The sequence below is a fragment of the Thioalkalivibrio sp. HL-Eb18 genome (assembly GCF_000364985.1).
Classification (GTDB): Bacteria; Pseudomonadota; Gammaproteobacteria; order Ectothiorhodospirales; family Ectothiorhodospiraceae; genus Thioalkalivibrio.
The window spans coordinates 1-21455 of sequence record NZ_KB822972.1; the positions used below are offsets into that span (position 1 = coordinate 1).

At 63.1% G+C, this 21455-nt stretch carries 15 protein-coding genes and 3 pseudogenes; 5 read left to right on the forward strand and 13 right to left on the reverse strand.

Annotation, left to right across the window (positions count from 1 at the left end; translation table 11 throughout):
- Nucleotides 1-65: 65 nt before the first annotated feature.
- From F813_RS0110110 to F813_RS0110120, 3 genes and pseudogenes are all read left to right on the forward strand, one after another.
- Nucleotides 66-1219, forward strand: a pseudogene (locus F813_RS0110110) (IS3 family transposase).
- A 119-nt stretch (nucleotides 1220-1338) separates the two neighbouring features.
- Nucleotides 1339-1770, forward strand: a complete 432-nt coding sequence (locus tag F813_RS13660; RefSeq protein ID WP_017926450.1) for a hypothetical protein — start codon at nucleotides 1339-1341, stop codon at nucleotides 1768-1770.
- Nucleotides 1767-1952: pseudogene (locus tag F813_RS0110120) on the forward strand (hypothetical protein); the annotation flags it as partial. The gene F813_RS13660 and the pseudogene F813_RS0110120, both read left to right, overlap by 4 nt.
- Before the next feature lie 380 nt (nucleotides 1953-2332).
- Here the strand turns inward: F813_RS0110120 and F813_RS0110125 are convergent.
- From F813_RS0110125 to F813_RS13665, 5 genes and pseudogenes are all read right to left on the reverse strand, one after another.
- Nucleotides 2333-3418, reverse strand: coding sequence for a phospholipase D family protein (locus F813_RS0110125; RefSeq protein WP_017926452.1), 1086 nt, complete (start codon nucleotides 3416-3418; stop codon nucleotides 2333-2335).
- On the reverse strand, nucleotides 3412-6678 hold the full coding sequence (locus F813_RS0110130; RefSeq protein ID WP_017926453.1) for a hypothetical protein: 3267 nt from the start codon (nucleotides 6676-6678) through the stop codon (nucleotides 3412-3414). Before F813_RS0110130 ends, F813_RS0110125 begins: the two co-directional genes overlap by 7 nt.
- Entirely contained in the window at nucleotides 6668-8803 is a 2136-nt protein-coding gene (locus tag F813_RS0110135; protein WP_155995128.1) for an N-6 DNA methylase, read from the reverse strand. The genes F813_RS0110130 and F813_RS0110135 overlap by 11 nt, the downstream gene beginning before the upstream one ends.
- The gene (locus tag F813_RS0110140; RefSeq protein ID WP_196793826.1) at nucleotides 8796-10661 is read right to left on the reverse strand and encodes a DNA methyltransferase; all 1866 of its coding nucleotides are present in this window, start codon (nucleotides 10659-10661) and stop codon (nucleotides 8796-8798) included. The genes F813_RS0110135 and F813_RS0110140 overlap by 8 nt, the downstream gene beginning before the upstream one ends.
- An 870-nt stretch (nucleotides 10662-11531) precedes the next feature.
- Nucleotides 11532-12399 (reverse strand): annotated as a pseudogene (locus F813_RS13665) (IS481 family transposase).
- Nucleotides 12400-12683: 284 nt separating this feature from the next.
- On the opposite strand from F813_RS13665, the gene F813_RS0110155 reads away from it, so the two are divergent.
- A complete protein-coding gene (locus F813_RS0110155) occupies nucleotides 12684-13808 on the forward strand; it encodes a Fic family protein (RefSeq protein ID WP_017926457.1) in 1125 nt (374 codons plus the stop codon).
- A 144-nt stretch (nucleotides 13809-13952) separates the two neighbouring features.
- Here F813_RS0110155 and hslU read toward each other — a convergent pair whose 3' ends face one another.
- From hslU to F813_RS14140, 8 genes are all read right to left on the reverse strand, one after another.
- On the reverse strand, nucleotides 13953-15287 hold the full coding sequence (hslU, locus tag F813_RS0110160; protein ID WP_012981530.1) for an ATP-dependent protease ATPase subunit HslU: 1335 nt from the start codon (nucleotides 15285-15287) through the stop codon (nucleotides 13953-13955).
- 41 nt (nucleotides 15288-15328) lie between these two features.
- The gene (gene hslV / locus F813_RS0110165; RefSeq protein WP_012981531.1) at nucleotides 15329-15871 is read right to left on the reverse strand and encodes an ATP-dependent protease subunit HslV; all 543 of its coding nucleotides are present in this window, start codon (nucleotides 15869-15871) and stop codon (nucleotides 15329-15331) included.
- A gap of 178 nt (nucleotides 15872-16049) precedes the next feature.
- Nucleotides 16050-17000: a tyrosine recombinase XerC gene (gene xerC / locus F813_RS0110170; protein WP_017926458.1), complete on the reverse strand. Its 951-nt coding sequence runs from the start codon at nucleotides 16998-17000 to the stop codon at nucleotides 16050-16052.
- Nucleotides 16972-17712 carry a DUF484 family protein gene (locus tag F813_RS0110175; RefSeq protein WP_017926459.1) on the reverse strand — a complete coding sequence of 247 codons (741 nt, stop codon included), beginning with the start codon at nucleotides 17710-17712 and terminating at the stop codon, nucleotides 16972-16974. Before F813_RS0110175 ends, xerC begins: the two co-directional genes overlap by 29 nt.
- On the reverse strand, nucleotides 17709-18545 hold the full coding sequence (dapF, locus tag F813_RS0110180) for a diaminopimelate epimerase (RefSeq protein ID WP_017926460.1): 837 nt from the start codon (nucleotides 18543-18545) through the stop codon (nucleotides 17709-17711). Before dapF ends, F813_RS0110175 begins: the two co-directional genes overlap by 4 nt.
- A complete protein-coding gene (locus F813_RS0110185; protein WP_017926461.1) occupies nucleotides 18545-19219 on the reverse strand; it encodes a trans-aconitate 2-methyltransferase in 675 nt (224 codons plus the stop codon). Before F813_RS0110185 ends, dapF begins: the two co-directional genes overlap by 1 nt.
- Complete coding sequence (gene lysA / locus F813_RS0110190; RefSeq protein ID WP_017926462.1) at nucleotides 19216-20520, reverse strand: diaminopimelate decarboxylase; 1305 nt, start codon at nucleotides 20518-20520, stop codon at nucleotides 19216-19218. The genes F813_RS0110185 and lysA overlap by 4 nt, the downstream gene beginning before the upstream one ends.
- Complete coding sequence (locus F813_RS14140) at nucleotides 20521-20658, reverse strand: lipoprotein (RefSeq protein ID WP_017926463.1); 138 nt, start codon at nucleotides 20656-20658, stop codon at nucleotides 20521-20523. It abuts the gene before it with no gap.
- 312 nt (nucleotides 20659-20970) lie between these two features.
- On the opposite strand from F813_RS14140, the gene soxY reads away from it, so the two are divergent.
- Nucleotides 20971-21444, forward strand: a complete 474-nt coding sequence (gene soxY / locus F813_RS0110200) for a thiosulfate oxidation carrier protein SoxY (RefSeq protein ID WP_017926464.1) — start codon at nucleotides 20971-20973, stop codon at nucleotides 21442-21444.
- Nucleotides 21445-21455 lie beyond the last annotated feature (11 nt).

Consider the following 21455-nt stretch of genomic DNA (forward strand, 5'->3'; position numbering starts at 1 on the left):
TGAAGTGGTCCAATGACAGCGGACACCCCAGTTAAGCCACACTAGATGGGTAACTGGAGGTGAATGTGAGCAAGCAGAGACGAGCGCGATACAGCCGGGAGTTCAAGGCCAACGCGATTGCGATGGTCGAGAGCCAGGGCTATGGCTGCACGGAGGCGGCCCGGCGGCTCGGGATCAACCGGAGCATGCTGTCCCGCTGGCAGCGTGAGGCGCGGCGCAAGGCGGCCGGCGAAGCCGTTACTGAGCCGGCCTCGAACGGTCAGGAACAGGAGTTGCGGCGGCTGCGCGAGGAGAATCGGCGGCTGCGGGAAGAGCGGGCCATCTTAAAAAAGGCGGCGGCCTTCTTCGCCAACGAGTCGGACTGAGATATCGGTTCATTGAGGCGGAGAAGGCGAACCATGCGGTGACCCTGCTGTGCCGGACCCTGCGGGTCTCCCGGAGTGGATTCTACCAATGGCGCCAGCGCGAGGATGCGGCTGATCCGATCCATGCCGAGCTGCTGTGGCATGTGCGTTCGGTGGACCAGCACTTACGCCACCGAGCGGGGAGCCGCCGGATGGCATATGAGCTGCGCCAACGGGACTTTGCCGTGGGACGGCACCGGGCTCGGAGCCTGATGCGGGAAGCCGGTCTCGAGTGTCAGCAGCGCCGTCGGCGGTGGATCTCGACGACCGACAGTCAGCACCGCTTACCGGTGGCCCCGAACGTGCTGCGGCGCCAGTTCCGGGCTGAAGGGCCCAACGAGATCTGGGTGGCCGATATCACGGCGCTGTGGACCTTCGAAGGCTGGGTCTATCTGGCGGCGATCCTGGACCTGTATGACCACCAGGTCATCGGTTATGCCCTGGCCGACGGCATGCCGGTGGAGCTGACCCTGGAGGCGCTGGAGATGGCGGTCCGGCACCGGCGACCGGCGCCGGGGCTCATCCATCACTCGGATCAGGGTAGCCAGTATGCCGCCACGCGCTACCAGGAACGGCTGGATGCGTTGGGCTTCGTGCCCTCCATGAGCCGCAAGGGCAACTGCTGGGACAACGCGGTGATGGAGCGCTTCTTCGGCGCACTGAAAAGCGAGTGGACCGACGCCCGGACCTACCGTACCCGCGAGGCCGCCCGACTGGATGTCGTGGAGTACATCGAAATGCAGTACAACAGCGTCCGACCCCACACGGCCCTGGGCCAACTTACCCCCCGGGAGTGGGAAAAGGCTGTTGCTTAGAATGGGTGTCCGTTCTCACTTGACCAGAACACCTGGTTTCGCAGGTGGCTCTCGCAGGGGAGACAGGTATCGCTACGGCCGTTTGGTGGCTTTCTGAAGGGGTTGCCGGCCGGCTTCCAATGATCGACACGATTGCCGAATCCCGTCGCGACACCGCGGGCATCCGGGCGGCCCTGGTGGCAGCCATCGGATTTCAGCCGTTTCTGTTCGTTTACCTGCTGTTCAAGATGTCCAGATCCGTGCGCCCCGAGCGGCCTACCGGTCTGGCGCTTCTGAAGCTCATTGGATCGCTCACCTGGTTTATTGCGTTTTTTGCTTTTGTCGTCTTCGCCCAACTGTATGCCGTTCTGCCAGCGGCAGGGCCCGAGCTATCGGGGCGCATGATCGAAACCTATGATCCCCTGTTCGAGATTCCGGCGGTCGCGGCGACTTCCTTTTTTTTCGTGCTGTACATATCCACGACGCTGGCTTCCGCGTGGCTCTGGATGCTGGGAACCCTGGCGAGCGATTCGTTTTCGGCGCGCGGGCAGAACCGGGGCAGGGGCGCATGAGCGGCGCCGGCCGGCTGGCCCTGATCGTGGCCGTCCTGGCCGCGATCTGGCTGGCGGGTTCCGCTCTGTGGTCGGGCCTCGCACGGCCCTGGCTCGCCAAGGTGGGGGTGTTCGACGCCCAGCACGAGATCTATGGCGACCCGCCGAGGCTCGAGATCCAGGAATTTGCGCCCCCGATCCGTTAATACCCGCTGCCAGAATGCACTGATGACCTGCGTGGCACGGCACATGGCCCATGTGCCCGAGTCCCGGCGTACTACGACCGCAAACGTGTTCAAGGCAAGACGCACAATCAAGCGGTACGAGCCCTCGGGCGTCACTTGATCCGAATGATCTGGACGATGCTCCGTCAAGGACGGGAGTACCACCGCCGCCCCACACGCGAGACGCCCAAGCCTTGAAAATCCGAGAGGGATGTTCAGGTCTTGCCTTTTGCCCTCTTCGGGCTCTGACGGGCGGCAAGAGGCAAGACCTAACCCCGAAAGGCACGCATTCGTCGAATGTCACTCGTAAGCCACCCCTGAACTGGCGCACCGACGCGCACGAGCGGTACGCCACGCGTCTATAGCAGCCCGACTACCCTGTTGGTCGCCACTGTCCCGAGGCGGAAGAGCGTCTGCCGCTGGGCGGATGCTTGCCTCCATGAGCGAGCAAGGTCGGAGTCCCACGGAGTCACGATCAGCTCAAACGAGCCGTTCGTTAGACGGCGGAACATAACAGCCGTATCGGCGTAATTGAATCCGCCCTGCGTAGCTGTGGGCAGGTTCATCCGTTCCATCTGATTATTGCCGTGCCACGTCAGACGGCGGTCATCCCAGACCCTCGAGGCGCTGCGGAGTATGGGCTGGCCGATTGTGAGATTGCGCGGGTATTCATACTGGTCAAAAATAAAGCCGAAGAACCGGTGGCCCCCGCGGGGCAGTTCCAGCTGGTTGCTTGATCCGCCCTGAAGGGCCTCGCCGTGAATCCACATGGCTGCGTAATCGGCAGGATCGACCTCGCGGCTTTCAATTGCGTGCCTGAACGCGCGCAGCTTGTGGCCTCCCACCGGCGCCGGTGCAGCGACGGGCTGCGCCTCCTGTTGAATTTCGGGCGGCGGCGGCTGAGCCTGACGGAGAGCCGCGTAGGTCGCCAGCAAGTTATCCGTGAGAGCGGTCGTTTCAAAACGTGCTTTTTCAAATGCTGAATCGATAGTGTCGCGCGGGACGCCATGCTGAATCCAAGCGGCCTCCGTGTTTACGCTGAAGCCGCGGCTGGTCAGGTTCGCAGAACCAACCATCATGCTGTACGTCTCGAGATTGTTGCTGATGGCATAGAGCTTGGGGTGGAATGCGCGCTTTGGCATAAGGGACCTTTGCGCCAATTCATGCGCACCTGATACCAGGACCGTGGAATTCTCCAGCCCACGCCAGTGTTGCAATGCTTGGGGGTCGGTGAGACCGAAGTCGAAGGATGTCACGAGGGTTTTGGGCATGGCAGCGAAGGCTGCCTTGCCTACCGATTTCTCAACGGCATCCAGGAGGATTTCTGCACCCGCCAGCGTGACATAGGCGGAAGCCACATGGATATCGGTGGTTCCTTCCGTGACCATGTCGACGAGCGCATTGCGCATGCTCGCCGGCTCCGTTGCGTTTTGTACGATCAGCATGTCGCTTCGGGCTCTTCACCGTCATCCCTGCCAGAGATCTCGAGGGGTGCAACCCCAAGAGCGGCTTCGGCAAGCGCCTCGAGCTGCGGTAAAAGCGGTGATCCTCCGATTAACTCGCGCAATTTCCGGCGTCGCGCCGGCAGAGCCTTTGCAGGGTTGTTCAGATAAGCGTCCGTTGTGCAATGGCCCTCGGCAATGGCAGCAAGCTTCTTTGCAAGATCGGCAATCTTCTGGTGGTCGGCATTTTCGGCGTTGTATTCGGGCATCATTCTGTACGGCAGGGTATGCAGATGTCTTTCACTGAAATCGCCCTTTGGATTGAACGGAAGGGTGGCCTTGGTCAGGGCTGCGCTGTTGAGCATGCCGACTTGGAACCACGCTTCCTGCTCATCCGCTAGGACCTTCCAGTAGAGAGTCTGGTCAACGACAATTTCCTTTGCCTCCGCGAGCGGAATGCAAGCAGCGCATATGTTTTTCCCCCCAGCGCCTGCCAGTAGGAGATAGCCGTCTGCGCCGAAGACCTGCTTGGACAGTTTGCCCCTTTCGTCGATCCGCTCTTGCAGCGACTTCCCCTTTCCGACCGTTCTGAGCTTTTGGTCTATCGCGGCGAATCGACGCGCGGTTTGGATAAATCCCTGTCGGCGTATGTCAGACTCTTCGAGGACATTCCATGTTCCATCAGGCCTGCGCAACGCAGGCAGGGCCACAGGTGCGCGATGCGTGCCGAGAACAAACGGAAGCAAATTTTCCGACTGAGCCATTTCGAAGATAAAACGGGGAGCAACATGGCCTGGGAAACGGTCAGCGGCCATCTGTTTGGCTGATTTGATTGTAAAACCCCATGGGGACGTGCGTGTCGGTGTATCGACTCGATATTCCGCCCCTGTACCCTGAATAATATCTAAGCACACCGCTGTGCGCGGCATGAGATCGGCCCCCTGTTGCGGCAGGGGGCCTTCGCCACCAGTTGCCGCCGGACTGCCGCCCTTTTCTAGCACCCAAGCGCTTCGCGCAGAACCAATATTGCGGACGGAAAAATCGGCCGATTCAAGGCCCACATCGGTCGCGACGAGGCCTGTAAAGGCACTCCGCGGAAGCCCGGTCGTGTCTGTCCTCTTATGGCCGATCAGTGCCGCGCCGGGATATTTGAATGTTCCAGGCGCGACCTGCCATACCTCGGCGATATCGAAAGGCACGGCGCGTTGGCTAGTCAGGAATGCATGTTGCCGCAGCCGCTCGTGATGGTCTCCGTTCAGCACTGTGCCCGGCACGAGGCAGGCGACGGAGGCATTCGGCCCGAGATAACGGTCGATGGCATGAAGGAGATGCATCGTTCCCAGCTCAAGATGGAGAAACGATTGCCCCCCCGGCTGGATACCATAGAGCTTTGCTCTACCTTTCAATAATTCTCTATACGGATTGTCGGCCAGCCCGCTCATCGCCAGCCACGGCGGGTTGGAAACAAGCCCGTTAAATTGACCGGACAATAAGCCCGGCCTATATGTGTTCCGTAATATAAATGCCCAAATGCCGTTGCGGCCATTGACGGCAAGTTCGGCCATACGATGCGCCAAGGGGTAAAGCGCGTCAGAGATCTGACTGTGAAGCTCCGGCGATAGGGTGACGCTGAACGCCGCGATGGCGCCGTCCAGGAAGGTGTCCGCATCCGCCTTGCTTAATCCCGTAACGGTACCGCGTTGCTGCGCTTCGCGCGCTTCGTCGTAGGCCCAGTCTACAATGCGATCAAAAAAGTCGCGGTATGCCGGCTGCACCAGCGCCGTGGGCAGCTGAATCGTGGTGCCGTCAAGCGATACGGGAATGGTATTGCTCTCTCCGGCCAGTGGCACGGATGCCGAAACTGGTGTGACGGCGAACAGTGAATCCGCATGATAGACGGGGATTACGATCGGCTTTGTTGCGGCCTTGATCTCTACCGAAAGGCTGACGACCCATGTGGCCTTGGCTAGGCTGACCGCTAGGGGGTCAATATCAAAACCGGTCACGACATCTTCCAGCCTGTCGATGGTGGCAAAGTGGAAACGGGCCTTTGTTGCCTTGATGACCTCAGCGAGCATCGTGCCGGATCCGCAGCACATATCGACGATCCGGGGGCTTTCACCATGAGGAAGACCATCGAGACAGCGATCTGCCAGTGAGCGGGCGAGCCAGTGGGGCGTCCATTCCTGACCGAGCAGCTTGCGGTGGCTGCGTCGGGCGAGCTGCGCCATAAGGCGGCCGAACAGGTCTTCCTCGGGATGCCAGCCGAAATCATAAGCATAGAGGTCGCGCTGTAGGTCGCGGGCTACATCCACAAGTCTGTCAAGGTAAGATGGGCCTAGAAGCCAGCCGAAATAGTCCTGCTCTACGACATTCTCCAACTGAAAATTGTGGCGGAAGAAATCGCCGTTGAGAATCGCGCGCAATTCGTCGTCCGTGCTCAACAGCGCCTTTCCCACAAGGACATTCGCGCTCAGTAGCCGCGCAAGAATGGTCACGTAAGCTTCGTCTACATACGCGACGGTCCGGAAGGTGCTGCCCGGTACTTCAAGGTGATCGACAAATCGCGACCAAAGTTCAGTGGCCAGACTTGCTGACGAATCGGATGTGCGCCCCTCGTCCACCAGTGACGACAGGCGAGCGGCACTTCTCTTGTACGCCACCGAGTCCATCCCGAGATCGGAAGCGAGGAATTCCGCGCGCAAAGGCCGGGATTGTTCGCGCGCGAGATGCTTGCGGATAAAGGCGCCGAGCTGTTCGGCGGAGACGGTGCTTTCATCGGTCAGCTTTAGTTGGTCGATTACAATCAGTGAGATGTCGGATGCTGTGCAGGCGACAGCATCAACCCCGGACGCTAGCACGGCATCATATGCATACCATTCGACGGTATCGGACAGCACACCCCTGACCGTTGAAATCGGTATACCGGCGCGTACGAGCCCCGCAGCCTGCTCTTGTACCTGCGCGTACCCGGTTTCGCGTTTCACGTTGTTGCGGAGGTCGGATTCGTATTCGATCGTGGTTGAGCCCACAAGGTTGTCGATGAATCGGGAGGCGGCCTTACCTGAAGCCGTGCCGACCTTGGTGTGCGCTTCCGCGCCTTCGGTATAGTTGTTGATCCAGGTTTCGTGCGTGATGTCTGGAAACATGAGCCGCAGCCGGCCTTGGAATTCCGCGCGCAGCACCGCTTCGACATGACCAGCATCGCGTAGCATGCGGCAGCGTCCGATGGTTTCACTTATGCGGGTTATATCAGCGGGCATGGGCGATCCTTTGGCGGGCCGCGCAAACGGCCTGAAGACGGGACTCGATGTGCTGCGTCGCCGCATTCAACTCATCTTCGTTGAGGTCGGGCAGCGCTGCGGCCAGGACAAACATGTCGATCTCGTGTTGGGCTGCCGGCGCGGATGCCGCAAGCTGCTGCCCGAGGGTCTCGAGTCTCTGGCAGTCCCGTTCAGAAAATGGCGGAACGGGGACTTGACGGATGTGCGTCGCTTCCAATTTGAGAGCGCCGCCACCAAGCGGCGTTCCGGCAGATTCCATGGCTGCACGGCACCAGCAGCTGTTAAACAGGGCATAGAGCGCGTGACGCGTCCATCCCTTCTGCTCCGCCCACACGGTCGAGAAATTGGCGTCAATCAGGATTGGTGGCTGCCTATTTAGCGTGACGGCCGGCGTCCCGTGATTGATGCGCGGAGTAAAGATTGCGGGCAGGTGACGGGCGCCAAAAGCTGGCAGCATGTACCAGAAACGCGGGATGCCAAGTCCGTTGGCAGGCTTGCGGATATTAGTGCGAACGGCCGATAGATCGGGAATGAGACGTGCCGGGTTTTTCGGGTCCGGTGCGTGGTTGGCTGCTAGCCGTACGAATGCCGCGAGTTCGGCGGGCATGACGCCGGGAACCAATTCGCCGCGCTTGTGGTAGGCCTCAGCCGCCTTCGCGACGACACCCTGGTGTTCCGGCAGAACCCAGTTCGACAGATCAAGTGCGCGTGTCGGTGGTAAGGCCCCCTCCCTAAAGGCTTGCATATCAGCCTGCCGATGTAGAACCGGCCGCAACGCTGCCGCTGGAACACGAAAATGCATATTCTCAAAGCTGTTCGAAGCTCTGACCGTTACATTCTCACCGTCACCGTCACCGTCACCGTCACCGACAAGCGAGACATAGAAGAACCGGTTGCATCCTGTGCGCAACCCTTGGCTTACCCAAATTCCTACTTGGTCGAGTGTTTGAAGGTGTCTCGGAACAGCTCCGAGAGGAAGTATGTTCTGCAGTCCTTCTGGAACTACAGCCGAACTTTCATCAACGCGCAGATAAAGCGGCAGCGTGGCGCACCGGTTTTCTGCTTTTTGAAACCAGGGCTTGCGGTCAAGGCGCTGCTCGAGGGTTCGCCATTCATCTTGCAGCGCGAACGGGCGTCTCTCGATGTCGCGTACGTGGCGAGTCTTCGCGACCGCCCATGCAGCGAATTCTCGCTCTGGTTCCGGTCCGGGAAAGGCGTTGCCGACAAGAGATGCCTCGCCGGCGGCTTCTGGCGCGATTTGCAGCCAGCATGCGGACGGCCAGGAAGACCGTTCAGCCAAGGGCACCGCCGCTTCATCCCAAGTTAGCCTCCGCGCGATCACAAGGTGCGTCCGTACCAGCGCATCGGAAAACCAGCCCGGCTGAGTGTCGGCGACGATGAGCTCAAGGCGAAAGAATCGCAGCAGCAGGTAGCGCACGACATCGGCGTAGTCTCGCGAACGCCAGGTGGCGGGAACGACCAACGCCAGGCGGCCGCCTGGGCGCGTCAGAAGAGCAGAGAGAAGCCAAGCCGGTACCGAGAGATCAGCTAGACCGGAGTAACCGGCAACAAGCGTTTGCCAGAGCGCGCGTTCGTCGCCTGACAGGTGCGCGTCCACGATCGTCGAAAGGCCGCGGCGCACGTCAGCAACACCTGCGCCGTCACCATTTTGCGACTGATATCTAACGTAAGGAGGGTTGGTGATGACAAGATCGTAACCGGGAGCATTGAGAGCGGCTATTTTGGAAGGGTCGAACGCGCTGCCCGTGACAGTGCGGGCAGCGGCGACGGCACCGTCTTCCTGCAATGCAGCAATCCTGCGATCACAGAAGGCGGAAGTCTCGGGGTCGAGCTCTATGCCATCTAGCCGGTCAAGCGAAATTCCCTGCTTCTTCGCTGTCGTCGCGGCAGCGTCAAGCAGGTCGCCATGGCCTGCCATTGGGTCAATTACGGAACGGCAGTCAAATTCAAGCGCAAGGTGCGCCAAAAGCGTTCCTAGCGGCAGGCCAGTAAAAAATTGCCCCAAACGTTTACGCTGAACCGGCGACAGGCTTGACTCGAAGGACCGGGGCGAGGGCCTAGTCGCGCCGGAACCGTCAATCATCGGCACTCCAAGAAGCTCCGGGCAGGGGTTGTTCCGCATACCAGCGGTAGAACGCTTCAGCATCGAGCGGGACTTGCTTATGACGGCTGAGGAAATGCGTCACAAGCCGCGAATAAAGCCTTTGCGCAGTTGCTTCGGCCGGATCACGCGCGGCGAGCGCATCGCGGTGCAAGGCCGTGGCGACGGTCCAGACGCTGTCGCCCGCGTCAGGTTTTTCTTCGACTTTGCGACGCGGCCCCAATAAAAGCACGGGGTCGCCCCGCACCGCCCCTTCCGTCGTGACTTGCTTGAAGCTGCCCTGTTTCTTGTCAAGAACCCCTGCATACTCGACGTCGAAACCCGCATCCTGATAGGCACGCTGTAACGCGTTCCAGACATCCGCAGATGCAGAATGAAACACCATCGTGGCCTTGCCGGAAGGCTTCAATATGCGGCGTGCTTCTTTGAATGACTGGGTAAGCAGTTCCCGGTACTCGTTGATAGATTTTTTCTGATCTGGACTGACGATGGCTTCGTCTGTCCGGTCAGTAAATGTCTTGAGCCACGCTTCGTTTATGAAGCTAAGTTCTGCATACGGTATATTGGCCCCGAAGGGTGGGTCGGTGAACACATAGTCGATGCTGTTTGAAGGAAGCTCGATTTTGCAGCTTGAACCGTTGACGACGTCTACCTTTCCGCCGCTTCTGTGAATGGTTTCGAATGCTTGTGAAATAGTTGTGAGTTTGCGCCGCAGGCCTGCAAAGAAGTTTTTCTCTACCGGAAGTCCACTAACATACAGAACGCCGGGTTGGGCGCTCGTGACAACCATGTCTTTCTGACCGGATTTTGCCACGACGCGCGTCATGAGGGTGCCGTGGGCCGCGTTGTAGCTCAAAAGCCAGAATCGCAAACCCTCGCGGAGCGCACCGCTATAGGATTCCACACGTTCCCACATGCGGGCGAAAATAATTAGATTCCGCCGCGTATAGAAATGATGAACGTGCGTGATTCCTTGATGGTAGCCTTTCCGGTAGAGGTCGCCCCAGGGGATGGGTGCCTGGGGTACGGAGGACGGGATCGGTTCAGCATCTATCTTCTTGAGAAGGGCTAGATCGGTGGTGGTGGCTGGTCGCGACCAGCGTTCTTTCCCGGTCGAACCGTACACACGGGCCATGGTGCGTCCGCGTAAAGCGCGCGTATCGCCCAAAACGTCATCACGTTCCTGAACAGAGACTCGCTGCAGGCCATCCGTGGACGTTTCATGACCGCATTTCGGGCAGGAGAAGGTCGAGGAAACATTCGCCGGATCAAGTGAAACGCACGCATCCCACAATGCAATAATGCCGCCGCAACGGGGGCAGCGCAGGTTGTCGCTCCAGATTACATGCCGGATCGAACCCTTCGCTCCGGAAGGGTCCTGAGCCTCATACATCCAGCCATCTTCGCTCTCGGCTGCGGCTAGCACGTCGTCGGCTGCCTTCCTAAATGCAACGGGATCAGGTGGGTTGGTCAGTGTTCGGCCTACAAATGCGCCGAGAGCACCCAGTTCGTACAGCACCGCATTGCGGGCGCCCCATTGTACGTTTAGGCCTAGTCGGACCGCTTCGGCGCGTAGTTCATCTGTCGGCTTCTCACATAGTAATGCGGCAAGGCCGGTGGTCCCGCTTCCCCCAAATCCATCGAATACGGTGTCGCCGGGATTTGTGTGTGCGGCGATATATAGGGCAATTGCTTCCGGCGAGATTTTTGTCGGATAGGGAAAGGCCCCGTAAAGGGCACCCGAGCGCTTGGCGGCCAGCGGCCGCCGGTACAGGGCGTCCAAGGACTTTTCTGGCATTGGCGGCGCTGACTTCCGTGGCTTGGACTTGGTGTGAAGCATGCGGTCGATTCCCCTCCTGGATTTTGGTTTGCCTCAAGTCCGCTATGGGATGGCTAGCCGATCTTCGGGGCCGGTCTCCGTGTTGTCCGTGCCAGTTGGTGATGCCCCCGCAGATCTGCGCGGACGGCCCACCGTAGCACCCGCCAAAGAGGCGCGTCGTTAGGTAACGTATCTAGTGTAATTCTCATGCGCGGGCCGAGGAAGAGGCCTTGTCCACCCAAAGCAGAGTTTTCCGCTTTCCTGGATCAGGTTCGCGGGGGAGGGGGGCCGCCCTGCCGCCGGGCGTGACTGGGTGCGGGCTTGTGGGTCGTTGGGCGGGAGTATGGCCGAGTCGGTCGTTTTCCAGAAGGCGACCGGCGGATGTGGTGCGGGGAGTTCACGCAGGACGCGAAAGGGCAGATCCTCGACGTCGAGCCGGAGCCGGAGCCGGAGCCGGAGCCGGAGCCGGAGCCGGAGCCGGATGGCGACATGGCGGTGGCCCCTGATGTGGACCCCGGTGCGCAGGGATCCGCGGGTTTTTTAAGGCGCCGCCGGAGATGCTTCCGTAGAAGCGCGAGGCCCTTGAGCCAAGCGCCAGTCTGCAGGATTGTTCGAGGGATTTCAGCGCAGCGGCCGAGGATTCAGTGGACTTGTGTCCGATCCAGATACGTCCGCACCAACCGCAAGCCCGGGAAGCCGTACTCGCTGATCATCTCGGCCGGCGCGCGCTAATCGAAGGCGCGGGTGCGGGTCCATCGGTAAGCCCGATCGCGTTCGTGCGGGAACATTAGGCGCAGGGCCTTGTATATGGCCAGCAGCTGCCCGGCCCGATCGGTTGGGGGACAGGGGCTTGCCTTTGCGGTAGCGCGCCAGCCAGGGGCACGGGTGGCTCTAGATGTGGAGTCTCACGAGGTTGTCCTCAGGTGGACCGAGGACGCTGATGGGTGGCTGCTTGTTCAGGCTACCGTGTGGGCGGTGCCAGTTGTATTCGTGGATCCATCGGGGGAGATGGTGTTTGCGTTCCTTTGACGTGGCGTAGGTGAAGGCGTAGGCCCACTCGCGCAGGGCGGTCTGGATGAAGCGCTCGGCCTTGCCGTTGGTTCTCGGCGTGTAGGGCCGGGTCCGGCGATGGCGGGTGCCCAGCGGTCGGCAGGCCTGGCTGAACGCCCGGGCGTGGTAGCAGGGTCCGTTGTCGGTCAGGACGCGCCGGATGGTGATGCCCAGGGTGGTGTAGTAGTGCACGGCCGCTTCCAAGTGTGAGATCGCATCCTGGGCCCGCTCGGCGGGATGGATCGCACTGTATGCGATGCGCGAGCGGTCATCGATCGCGACATGCACGTACTCGTAGCCGGCGCCGATCGAGTCCTTGGCGCGGACGCCGGTCACGCGGTGGCTCGGCCGGTTCCAGAGCACTCAGGCAATTCAGGCCCTCGCGCCGCAGGATGCGGCTGACGCTGGCCCTCGAGATTCGCGTAAAACAGGCGATGCGATCCATGGTCCAGCGCTGGCGCCGCAAGGCGACCACCTGGCGCTGGATCCGTTGCGGGGTTCGCCGCGGCTGGCTCCGCGGCCGGGACGAACGATCCACAAGACCCGAACGGCCGGCCTCCTGGAACCGCTGGACCCAGCGCTGCACGGTCTTCGGATCCACGCCAAAGGCGCGGGCCGTGGCCCGAAGGCCTCGGCCGTCATCCAGGACCCAACGGGCCATCTGCTCTCGACCGCGGGGACCCATTAAGGCATTTTGGTGAAGGTTCACGGGACGCCCTCCTTAGGAATGGCTCAGTCCGCAAACTCAGCATCCTTCGGAGTCGTCCCGTGGACAACCTATTGAGAGATCACACCTAGCGCCACTTGTTATCCGCAATTTCGGATGAGTAGTTAACAAGCTGGGTTGATGTTAGCGGAGCGTATCCAAGGTCGTTTGAATTTAAGATTCATACACTTATTGAACACAAGCGCTGTTTGGGGCGATTCATTGACGTCAACGGAGTTTGATGCTCACAATCAATCCAATATTAACTACTAATTGGGTTTCGAAGGATGAACATCGACTGCACTCGCGCCGTGCGTTATCACACGGGCGGGTTCCCGCCGCGTAACCTCGACTACAGCCGGCTCATGTCGCCGTTGCTGGCCGCAACCGATGCGCTGGCGCGCTACGATCAGACCCTGCAGAGCATCCACAACAGCGAAATCTTCCTGGCTCCGTTGCGTAGTCAGGAGGCGGTGATCTCCTCGCGAATGGAAGGAACCATCAGCACGCTGGACGAGATCCTGGAACTGGAAGCACAGCAGGGCGAGAACGACACCGGCGCTACCGGTCTGTACCGCTCGGACGTCGTGGAAACCGCTCTATATCGGCGAGCCCTCAACGTGGCACAGGCGCAACTCGAAGAGGGATATCCTCTCTCCGAAGGTCTCCTCCGGAGCATTCACCAGCAACTGCTCTCATTTGGGCGGGGGGCTGACAAATCGCCCGGCGAATACAAGGCGGAACAGAATTATGTCGGTGAACGCGGCAGCCGGGAGGCAAGCTTCGTCCCCGCCACGCCGGAACAGCTCCTCGATAGCATGCAGGCACTGTTCGAGTTCATGACCTCCGAGGACGTGCCCTTGTTGCTTCGTACCGCTGTGGCGCATGCGGAGTTCGAGGCCCTCCATCCGTTCAAGGATGGCAACGGCCGAGTAGGGCGGATGCTGATCCCGCTGATGCTGTGGAACGGTGGCGCAATATCCGCACCGCATTTCTATGTCAGCCGTTATTTCGAAGAATACAAGAATGAGTACGTGGCCCGGCTGCGGGAGATTTCGGCCAACGGCAACTGGGACGGTTGGTGCTGTTTCTTCCTGGACGCCGTACGCGAACAAGCCCAAAGCAACACGCACGTGGCCCGCTCCATCCGCGATCACTACGAGGCGATGAAGGTGCGTTTTGCCGAGGTGCTCGGCTCGCGGTATTCCGTCCTCGCCCTGGACTATGTATTCACCTGGCCGGTCTTTCGCAACAGTCACTTCACGCGAACCGCCGGGATTCCCCGACAAACGGCCGCGCGGTTCACCCGCGTGCTGCTTGAAGAAGGCCTTCTGCAGCCTGTACGCGAGGCTGCCGGCCGGCGTTCGGCCGTCTACCGTTTCGAGTCGCTCATGCAGTTGGTCCGTGTGTGAGGGCCTCGCACGAGAGCCCGGCGCGGACTGAAGCCGGGCTGCTGCGCGCCGCCCGCGAAAGCCTGAACGAGCGCTAAGGCGCCCTTCCCTTGGGAAGGCCGAGGTGGTCCGGCCGCTCGGAGTGGCGGGCGGCCGGGCCGGGCTTTAGAGGATGTAGCGCGAGAGGTCTTCGTTTTCGACCAGGTCGGCGAGGCGTTCGTCGACGAAGGCGCGGTCCACGATGACGGCGCCGTCGACGTCCGGGGCGCGGTAGGCGACGTCCTGCAGCAGGCGTTCGAGCACGGTGTGCAGGCGACGGGCGCCGATGTTCTCGGTGCGCGCGTTCACATCAAAGGCGATCTCGGCGAGGCGGCGCACGCCGTCTTCCTCGAAGCGCAGTTCCACGCCTTCGGTCTTCATCAGCTCCACGTACTGCTCGGTCAGCGAGGCGGTGGGCTCCGTCAGGATACGCACGAAGGCATCGGCGGACAGGGCATCCAGTTCTACGCGGATCGGCAGGCGTCCCTGCAGTTCCGGCACGAGGTCGGACGGCTTGGACAGGTGGAAGGCGCCGGAGGCGATGAACAGGATATGGTCGGTACGGACCATGCCCAGTTTGGTGGAGACGGTGGTGCCCTCGATCAGCGGCAGCAGGTCGCGCTGCACGCCCTCGCGCGAGACCTCGCCGCTGCTGCCCTTGTCGCTGCCCTTGGCGACCTTGTCGATCTCGTCGAGAAAGACAATGCCGCTTTGCTCGACACGTTCGATCGCGCGTTCCTTGAGTTCTTCGTCATTGATCAGGCGCGCGGCCTCTTCCTCGATCAGCAGTTTGCGTGCCTCGGCGATCTGCAGCCGGCGCGAACGGGTCTTCTGGCCGCCGAGGTTCTGGAACATCGACTGCAGCTGGCTGGCCATCTCTTCCATGCCCGGCGGGGTCATGATCTCGACGCCGTGCGGGTTCTGCTGCACCTCGATGTCGATCTCGCGCTCGTCCAGGTCACCCTCACGCAGGCGTTTGCGCAGCTTCTGGCGGGTTTCGCTGTTGGAGTCGTCCTGCGCGGATTCGGTGAAACCGGCGTTGCGCGGGCGCGGGAGCAGGGCATCGAGGATGCGCTCCTCCGCCGCGTCTTCGGCTTTGACGCGGTTTTCCTTGATGGCCTCGTCGCGCAGCTGCTTGACCGCGGCCTCGGCCAGGTCGCGGATGATTGACTCGACGTCCCGGCCGACATAGCCGACCTCGGTGAACTTGGTCGCCTCGATCTTGATGAAGGGAGCACGCGCTAGCTTCGCCAGGCGGCGGGCGATCTCGGTCTTGCCGACACCGGTCGGGCCAATCATCAGGATGTTTTTGGGCGTGACTTCCGGCTGCAGCTCCGGCGGCAGCTGGCGGCGGCGCCAGCGGTTGCGCAGGGCGACGGCGACGGAGCGCTTGGCCTCGTCCTGGCCGATGATGTAGCGGTCCAGTTCCTGGACGATCTCGCGGGGGGTCATGTCGGTCATGGCAAAGGGGCCTTGGTCGAATCAGACGGGGCCGGGGCGCGTTATTCGGCGTCCAGGCTCTCCAGGGTGATGTTGTGATTGGTGTACACGCAGATGTCGGCGGCGATGTTCAGCGATTTCTCCACGACGTCGCGGGCCGACAGGTCGGTATTCTGCAGCAGCGCCTGCGCGGAGGCCTGGGCGTAGGGGCCGCCGGAGCCGATTGCGATCAGGGCGTTCTCAGGCTCGATCACGTCGCCGTTGCCGGAGATCACGAAGGAGTTGTCGCGGTCGGAGACGGCCAACAATGCCTCCAGCCGGCGCAGGGCGCGGTCGGTGCGCCAGTCCTTGGCCAGTTCGACGGCCGCGCGGGTGATGTTGCCGGAGTGCTTTTCCAGCATGCCCTCGAAGCGTTCGAACAGGGTAAAGGCATCGGCGGTGCCGCCGGCGAAACCGGCGAGGATGCGGTCGTGATAGACGCGGCGCACCTTGCGCGCGTTGCCCTTCATTACGGTGTTGCCAAGGGATACCTGGCCGTCGCCCCCGAGGGTGACGGCGCCGTCCTTGCGGACGCATACGATGGTGGTGCCGCGAAACTGTTCCACGGGCGCTCTCCTTTGTGCTGCGGTCGGGGCCGGCCGCCTGCCGTGTGGCTTGCGAGGCCGCGTCGGGCGGCGCGCAAGGACCAAGGGACAGGATGTGGCGACGTCCGGCGTTTTTTCGGTCCGGACGCGATTGGGTCCCGGTCGTTTTTGTTGGTTCCCCGCCCGGAGAAAGCTGGACTCAGCGTTTGCCTGGCGAACGGTCTCTCCGGGCACGCGGGTGGGCGGCATCATACACCTGTGCCAGATGCTGATAATCGAGATGGGTATAGATCTGGGTAGTTTCAAGGTTGGCGTGACCCAGAAGCTCCTGAATGGCTCGCAAATCGCCGCTCGACTCCAACAGGTGGCTGGCGAACGCATGGCGCAGACGGTGCGGGTGCAGGCGTACGTCCAGCCCGGCACGGCGGCCGGCTTCGGCCACGCGACGCTGCACGGCGCGGTTGCCGATGCGCTGGCCGCGCCGGCTGACGAACACGGCATGCGTGTCCGGCGCGGCCCAGTCGCCGCGGCACTTCAGCCAGTTCCGCAAGGCGTCGCGCGCCATGCGCCCCACCGGGACGCTGCGCTCGCGGCGGCCCTTGCCCAGCACGCGTACGAGCCCGGCATCCAGGTCGAGATCGGTGAGGTCCAGTCCGGTCAGCTCCGAGAGGCGCAGCCCGGAGGAGTACAGCAGCTCCAGCATGGCCTGGTCGCGGGCGGCCAGGATTGGATCGAGATCCTCGGCCGGGGTCAGGGCCTGCTGGGTCTGGTCGACGTCGAGATCGCGTGGCAGGGCGCGCCCCGCGCGCGGTCCGCGCAGGCCGGCGGCCGGGTTGGCCGGCATGCGGCGGTGCTCGACCTGATGGGCGAAAAAGCCGCGCGCGGCGGACAGAAAGCGCTGGATCGAGCGCGGGTGGTGACCCTGGCGAGCCAGCTGCCCGGCGATACGCCGCATGTCGGCGGCCTTCAGCTGATCCCAGGGCCCGCTGTGCAGGCGGCGCAGGTGAGCCAGGTCGCGCTGGTAGGCTTTGATGGTATGCGGCGAATGGCCGCGAACATCGCGCAAATGGGCCAAAAAGGCCGCGATATCCGCATCATGGGCTGTGGTTTCGGCCGCCGCCTCAGGCGGCGGATTGGGTCCGCTCGACATGGCAGCGGATCGATTCGGCCAGCAGGTCGCCGATGTGCGTGACGAAATAGGTGCCCATGTCGGGCTGGAAGCGATCCACGGAGTCGCTGGCCAGTCCGAGCACGCCGATGCGGTCGGACTCGTCGCCCAGCGGCATCAGGATGGCGGAGCCGATACCGTCGGCGGAGTCGAACAGCACGTCCAGCATCTCGCCCGGCACACGGCCGCACTGGGCCTTGCCGCGCGCGAACAACGGGTCGAACGTGCTCAGCTCGCTGGATTCCAGGGCGTGCAGGTCGTCCACCTCGCGATCGGCCAGGCGGATGCTCACGCGCTCCGCGCCGAGTTCGTTGCGCAGGGCGTCCTGGGTCAGCGCGAGGACCGCGTCCAGGTTTTCGGCGCGCATCAGGGTCTTGGCCAGTTCGTGCAGGTGCTGGCCCATGCGCTCGTTGTCGCGGGCGCGCTCGACCAGCTCGCCCATGTGCTGCTCCATCGCGCGGTGCTTTTCGCGCAGCAGGGCGACCTGGCGCTCCAGCAGCGACACCGCGCCGCCGGCCGGGTGCGGCAGACGCAGGATATCGAGGAGCGGCAGGTGGTCCTGGAAGAAATCCGGGTGATCGCGCAGGTAGGCCTCGACGTCGGCCGCGCTGATCGTTTGGTTGTTCTTGTCGTCCGTCGCCTGCGGGTTGGGGGTCTTCGGAGTAGCAGAGGCGTTGGAGGATTGCCCAGTCATAGATCGATCCAGCCGTTGAAAACCGTGGTGGCCGGTCCGGTTAGCCAAACCGGGGCTTCGGCCTGTGCGTTCCAGCTTAGCACAAGGGTACCGCCCGGCAGCGAGACTTCAACCTCGTCGTCGACGAGGTTGCGTCGGCGCAGAATGGCCATCGCGGCGGCCGCGCCGCTGCCACAGGCCAGCGTCTCGCCGACCCCGCGTTCGAATACCCGCAGGTCAATATGGCCGCGGTCGCGCAGCGCGGCAAAGCCGACGTTCACGCGGCGCGGGAAGCACTCGTGCCGCTCGATCAGCGGCCCGACCTCGGCCACGGGCGCGCTCGCGACGTCGTCGACCAGTAGCACCGCATGGGGGTTGCCCATGGACACCGCGCCCAGTGTGATCGCGTGGCCCTGCACGTCCAGGGTGTAGGCATCAGCCTCGTGTTCGGCGACCAGCGGGATCTGTTCGGGCGTGAACACGGGCTGCCCCATGTTGACCCGCACGCGCTCGTCGTCCTCCACATGCAGCACGATGCGTCCACCCAGGGTCTCGACCGGGATCTCGCGGGCCTCGGTCAGGCCCTGCTCGCGCACGAAGCGGGCGAAGCAGCGCGCGCCGTTGCCGCACTGCTCCACCTCGGAGCCATCGGCATTGAAGATGCGGTAGCGGAACAGGGCCTGTGCCGGGTCGCCCGGGGGCTCCACCAGCAGGATCTGGTCGCAGCCGATGCCGAAGTGGCGATCCGCCAGATGGCGCAGCGTCGCCTCGTCGAGCCGGACGTCCTGGCGCGTGCCATCGATGACGACAAAGTCGTTGCCCAGACCGTGCATCTTGGTGAATTCCAGGCGCATCAGGCGGCCTCCGGCAGGTGCCCGAAGATGATCATGTGCCGGTCCGTGGTGGCGCGGACGGCGAAGCCGTCGAGTCCGGCATCGGCCAGCTGCTCGCGCACCTCGTCGGGCGTGAAGGCCGCGTGCAGGGAGTGTTCGAAGTCGCGGCGCAACACGTCCGGGTCCTCGGCTGCGTACTCCGCGACCAGGGCCTTGACCGTTTGCTCCGAGTCGGGCCGGCGCAGGTCCATCACGAACACGGCCGCGCCGGGTGCGCCATCGCGCCGGATGGTCTGCCACAGTACCGCGGGTTCATGCAGGTGATGCAGCAGGGAATTGCTGATGATCGTGGCATACGGGGCGCGCGGGCCGCGCACCTCGGGCAGGCAGCCCTCGGCCAGGTGCACGCGCGGCGCGGCCGGGTGGCCGGCCATCAGCGCGTCACCGGCGGCCAGCATCGCGGGCGCGCCGTCGAGCCCGTCGACCTCGCAGGCCGGGTAGCGTGCGGCGAAGCGCAGCGAGACATCGCCCGGCCCGCAGCCGAGATCCAGTACGGGGCCGGTGACCGGGCCCGGGAAGGCCTCTGCGAAGGCGTCCACGAAGCCTTCGTGCGGGGCGGCGAAGTCGGCCTCGGCATAGGCCCGGGCCTGCGCAGGCTCCAGCATCAGCTCCGGTTCCGGACGGCGCGGGATCACGGGCCCACGCTCCCGGGCGGGTTTTCGTCGTCCGGGTCTGCGTCTTCGGGGTCCCGGGGCAGCATGCTCTCGCGCATCATCAGGTGGTCGACCTGCTCGCGGCGGTTGATGATCTGGAAGTGGTCGCCGTCGACCATGATCTCCGGCGGGCGCGGGCGCGAATTGTAGTTGCCGGCCATTACATAGCCGTAGGCCCCGGCCGAGCGCACGGCGAGCACGTCGCCCGCGGCCAGTGCCAGTTCGCGTTCGCGGCCGAGGAAATCGCCGGTCTCGCAGACCGGGCCGACGATGTCGTAGGTGCGGGTCTCGGTGTTCTTGCGCTGCACGACCGGGATGATCTCCTGCCAGGCGCCATAAAGGGCCGGGCGCAGCAGGTCGTTCATCGCCCCGTCGACGATCGCGAAGTCGTGGGCCTCGGTGTGCTTGAGGTATTCCACGCGGGTCAGGAACACCCCGGCGTTCGCCGCGATCGCCCGGCCGGGTTCCAGCAGCACCTTCAGCGAGCGCTCGCCCATGACCTCGCGCAGGGCACTGGCCCAGGCGTCCGGCTCCGGCGGGGTCTCGTCACGGTAGCGCACGCCCAGCCCGCCGCCGACATCGATATGTTCGAGCTCGATGCCGTCGTCGGCCAGCTGGTCGACCAGCGCCAGTACGCGTTTCAGGGCGTCAGTGAACGGGTCGATCCGGGTCAGCTGCGAGCCAATGTGGAAATCGACGCCGGTGGCCTCCAGGTGCTGGCTGTCACGCACTCGGGCATACAGTGCCGGCGCCTCCTCGATCGCCACGCCGAACTTGTTCTCGCGCAGCCCGGTGGCGATATAGGGATGGGTCTCGGCGTCGACATCCGGATTCACGCGGATCGAGACCGGCGCGGTCACGCCCATCTCGGCTGCAACGGACTCCAGCCGCTCCAGCTCCGGGGCGGATTCGACGTTGAAGCAGTGGATGCCGACCTCCAGTGCCCGGCGCATCTCGGCCGCGGTCTTGCCGACGCCCGAGAACACGACCTTCGCCGGGTCGCCACCGGCGCGCAGCACGCGCTCCAGCTCGCCGCCGGAGACGATGTCGAAGCCGGCGCCCAGGCGCGCGAGCACGTTCAGTACCCCCAGTGCGGAGTTCGCCTTTACCGCGAAGCAGACCTGGTGCGGGGTGCCGAGCAGGGCCTCGCTGAACGCGCGGTAGTGGCGCTCCAGCGTGGCGCGCGAATACACGTAGGCGGGCGTACCCACCAGCTGGGCGAGGTGGTCCAGCGCCACGCCTTCGGCATGCAGCGTGTCACCGTGGTAGTCGAAGTAATCCATTCAGCGGCGCTCCTCGGCAGGGTCGTCGTCATCGGGCAGGTAGAGGTCGCCCTTCTGCCCGCAGGAGGCGAGCATCTGCATCGTGCCGAGCACGACCACGACCGCAATCAGGAGCCACTGGGCCTTGCATGAGCGCATGTTCGTTCCGGGGTGTCGTTGCAATGAAGGGCGATAGTGTGCCATTGATACGGCGCTGGCTTCAGGTTCATCCGCTGTCATTCACCCGATTTTGGACCCTTGGTGATTCGTTCATCATCGATTCAGCGAACTTTGGGAGGATGAACCTGCCAGACCAGCAGAAGACCACTGAAGCTGGTCAGCGATGGAGCCCGACCCCAAGGAATAGATCCCCGGGGGTCGCCGTCCAAAGCAACAGGCGTAAACGCGGGCAACCGCGAAAACGCCGCCGGATAACCCGGAACTGACCCAAAAAGATGAGAGGAGATCTCCATGATTAGCACCAAGCGTCGTGTCTTCCTGAAAGGCACTCTCGCCGCCGGCACCGTCGGCGTGGCCGTTGGGGCTGGCCTGCTGGCTCCGAGCAAGCTGCTGGCCGCCTGGCCGTCCTCCACGTTCGAGGCCCAGGGCCTGGACGCCGCGATGGAAGCTGCGCTCGGCTCCACCGACATCCCGGACAGCGACGACATCGATCTGAGCGCCCCGGAAATCGCCGAAAACGGCGCCGTGGTCCCGGTTTCGATCGAAACCAGCCTGGATGACGTCACCGAAATCGCCCTGTTCGCCGAGGAAAACGACTTCTCCGCGACCGCCCACTACATCCTGGCCTCCGGCACCAAGCCGAAAGTGTCCAGCCGTATCCGTCTGGGTGAGTCCTCGAACGTCGTGGCCGCCGTGAAGTCCGGCGACAGCTGGTACAAGGCGGTCCGCGAAGTGAAGGTCACGGTCGGTGGCTGCGGCGGTTAAGCCGCGCGTCC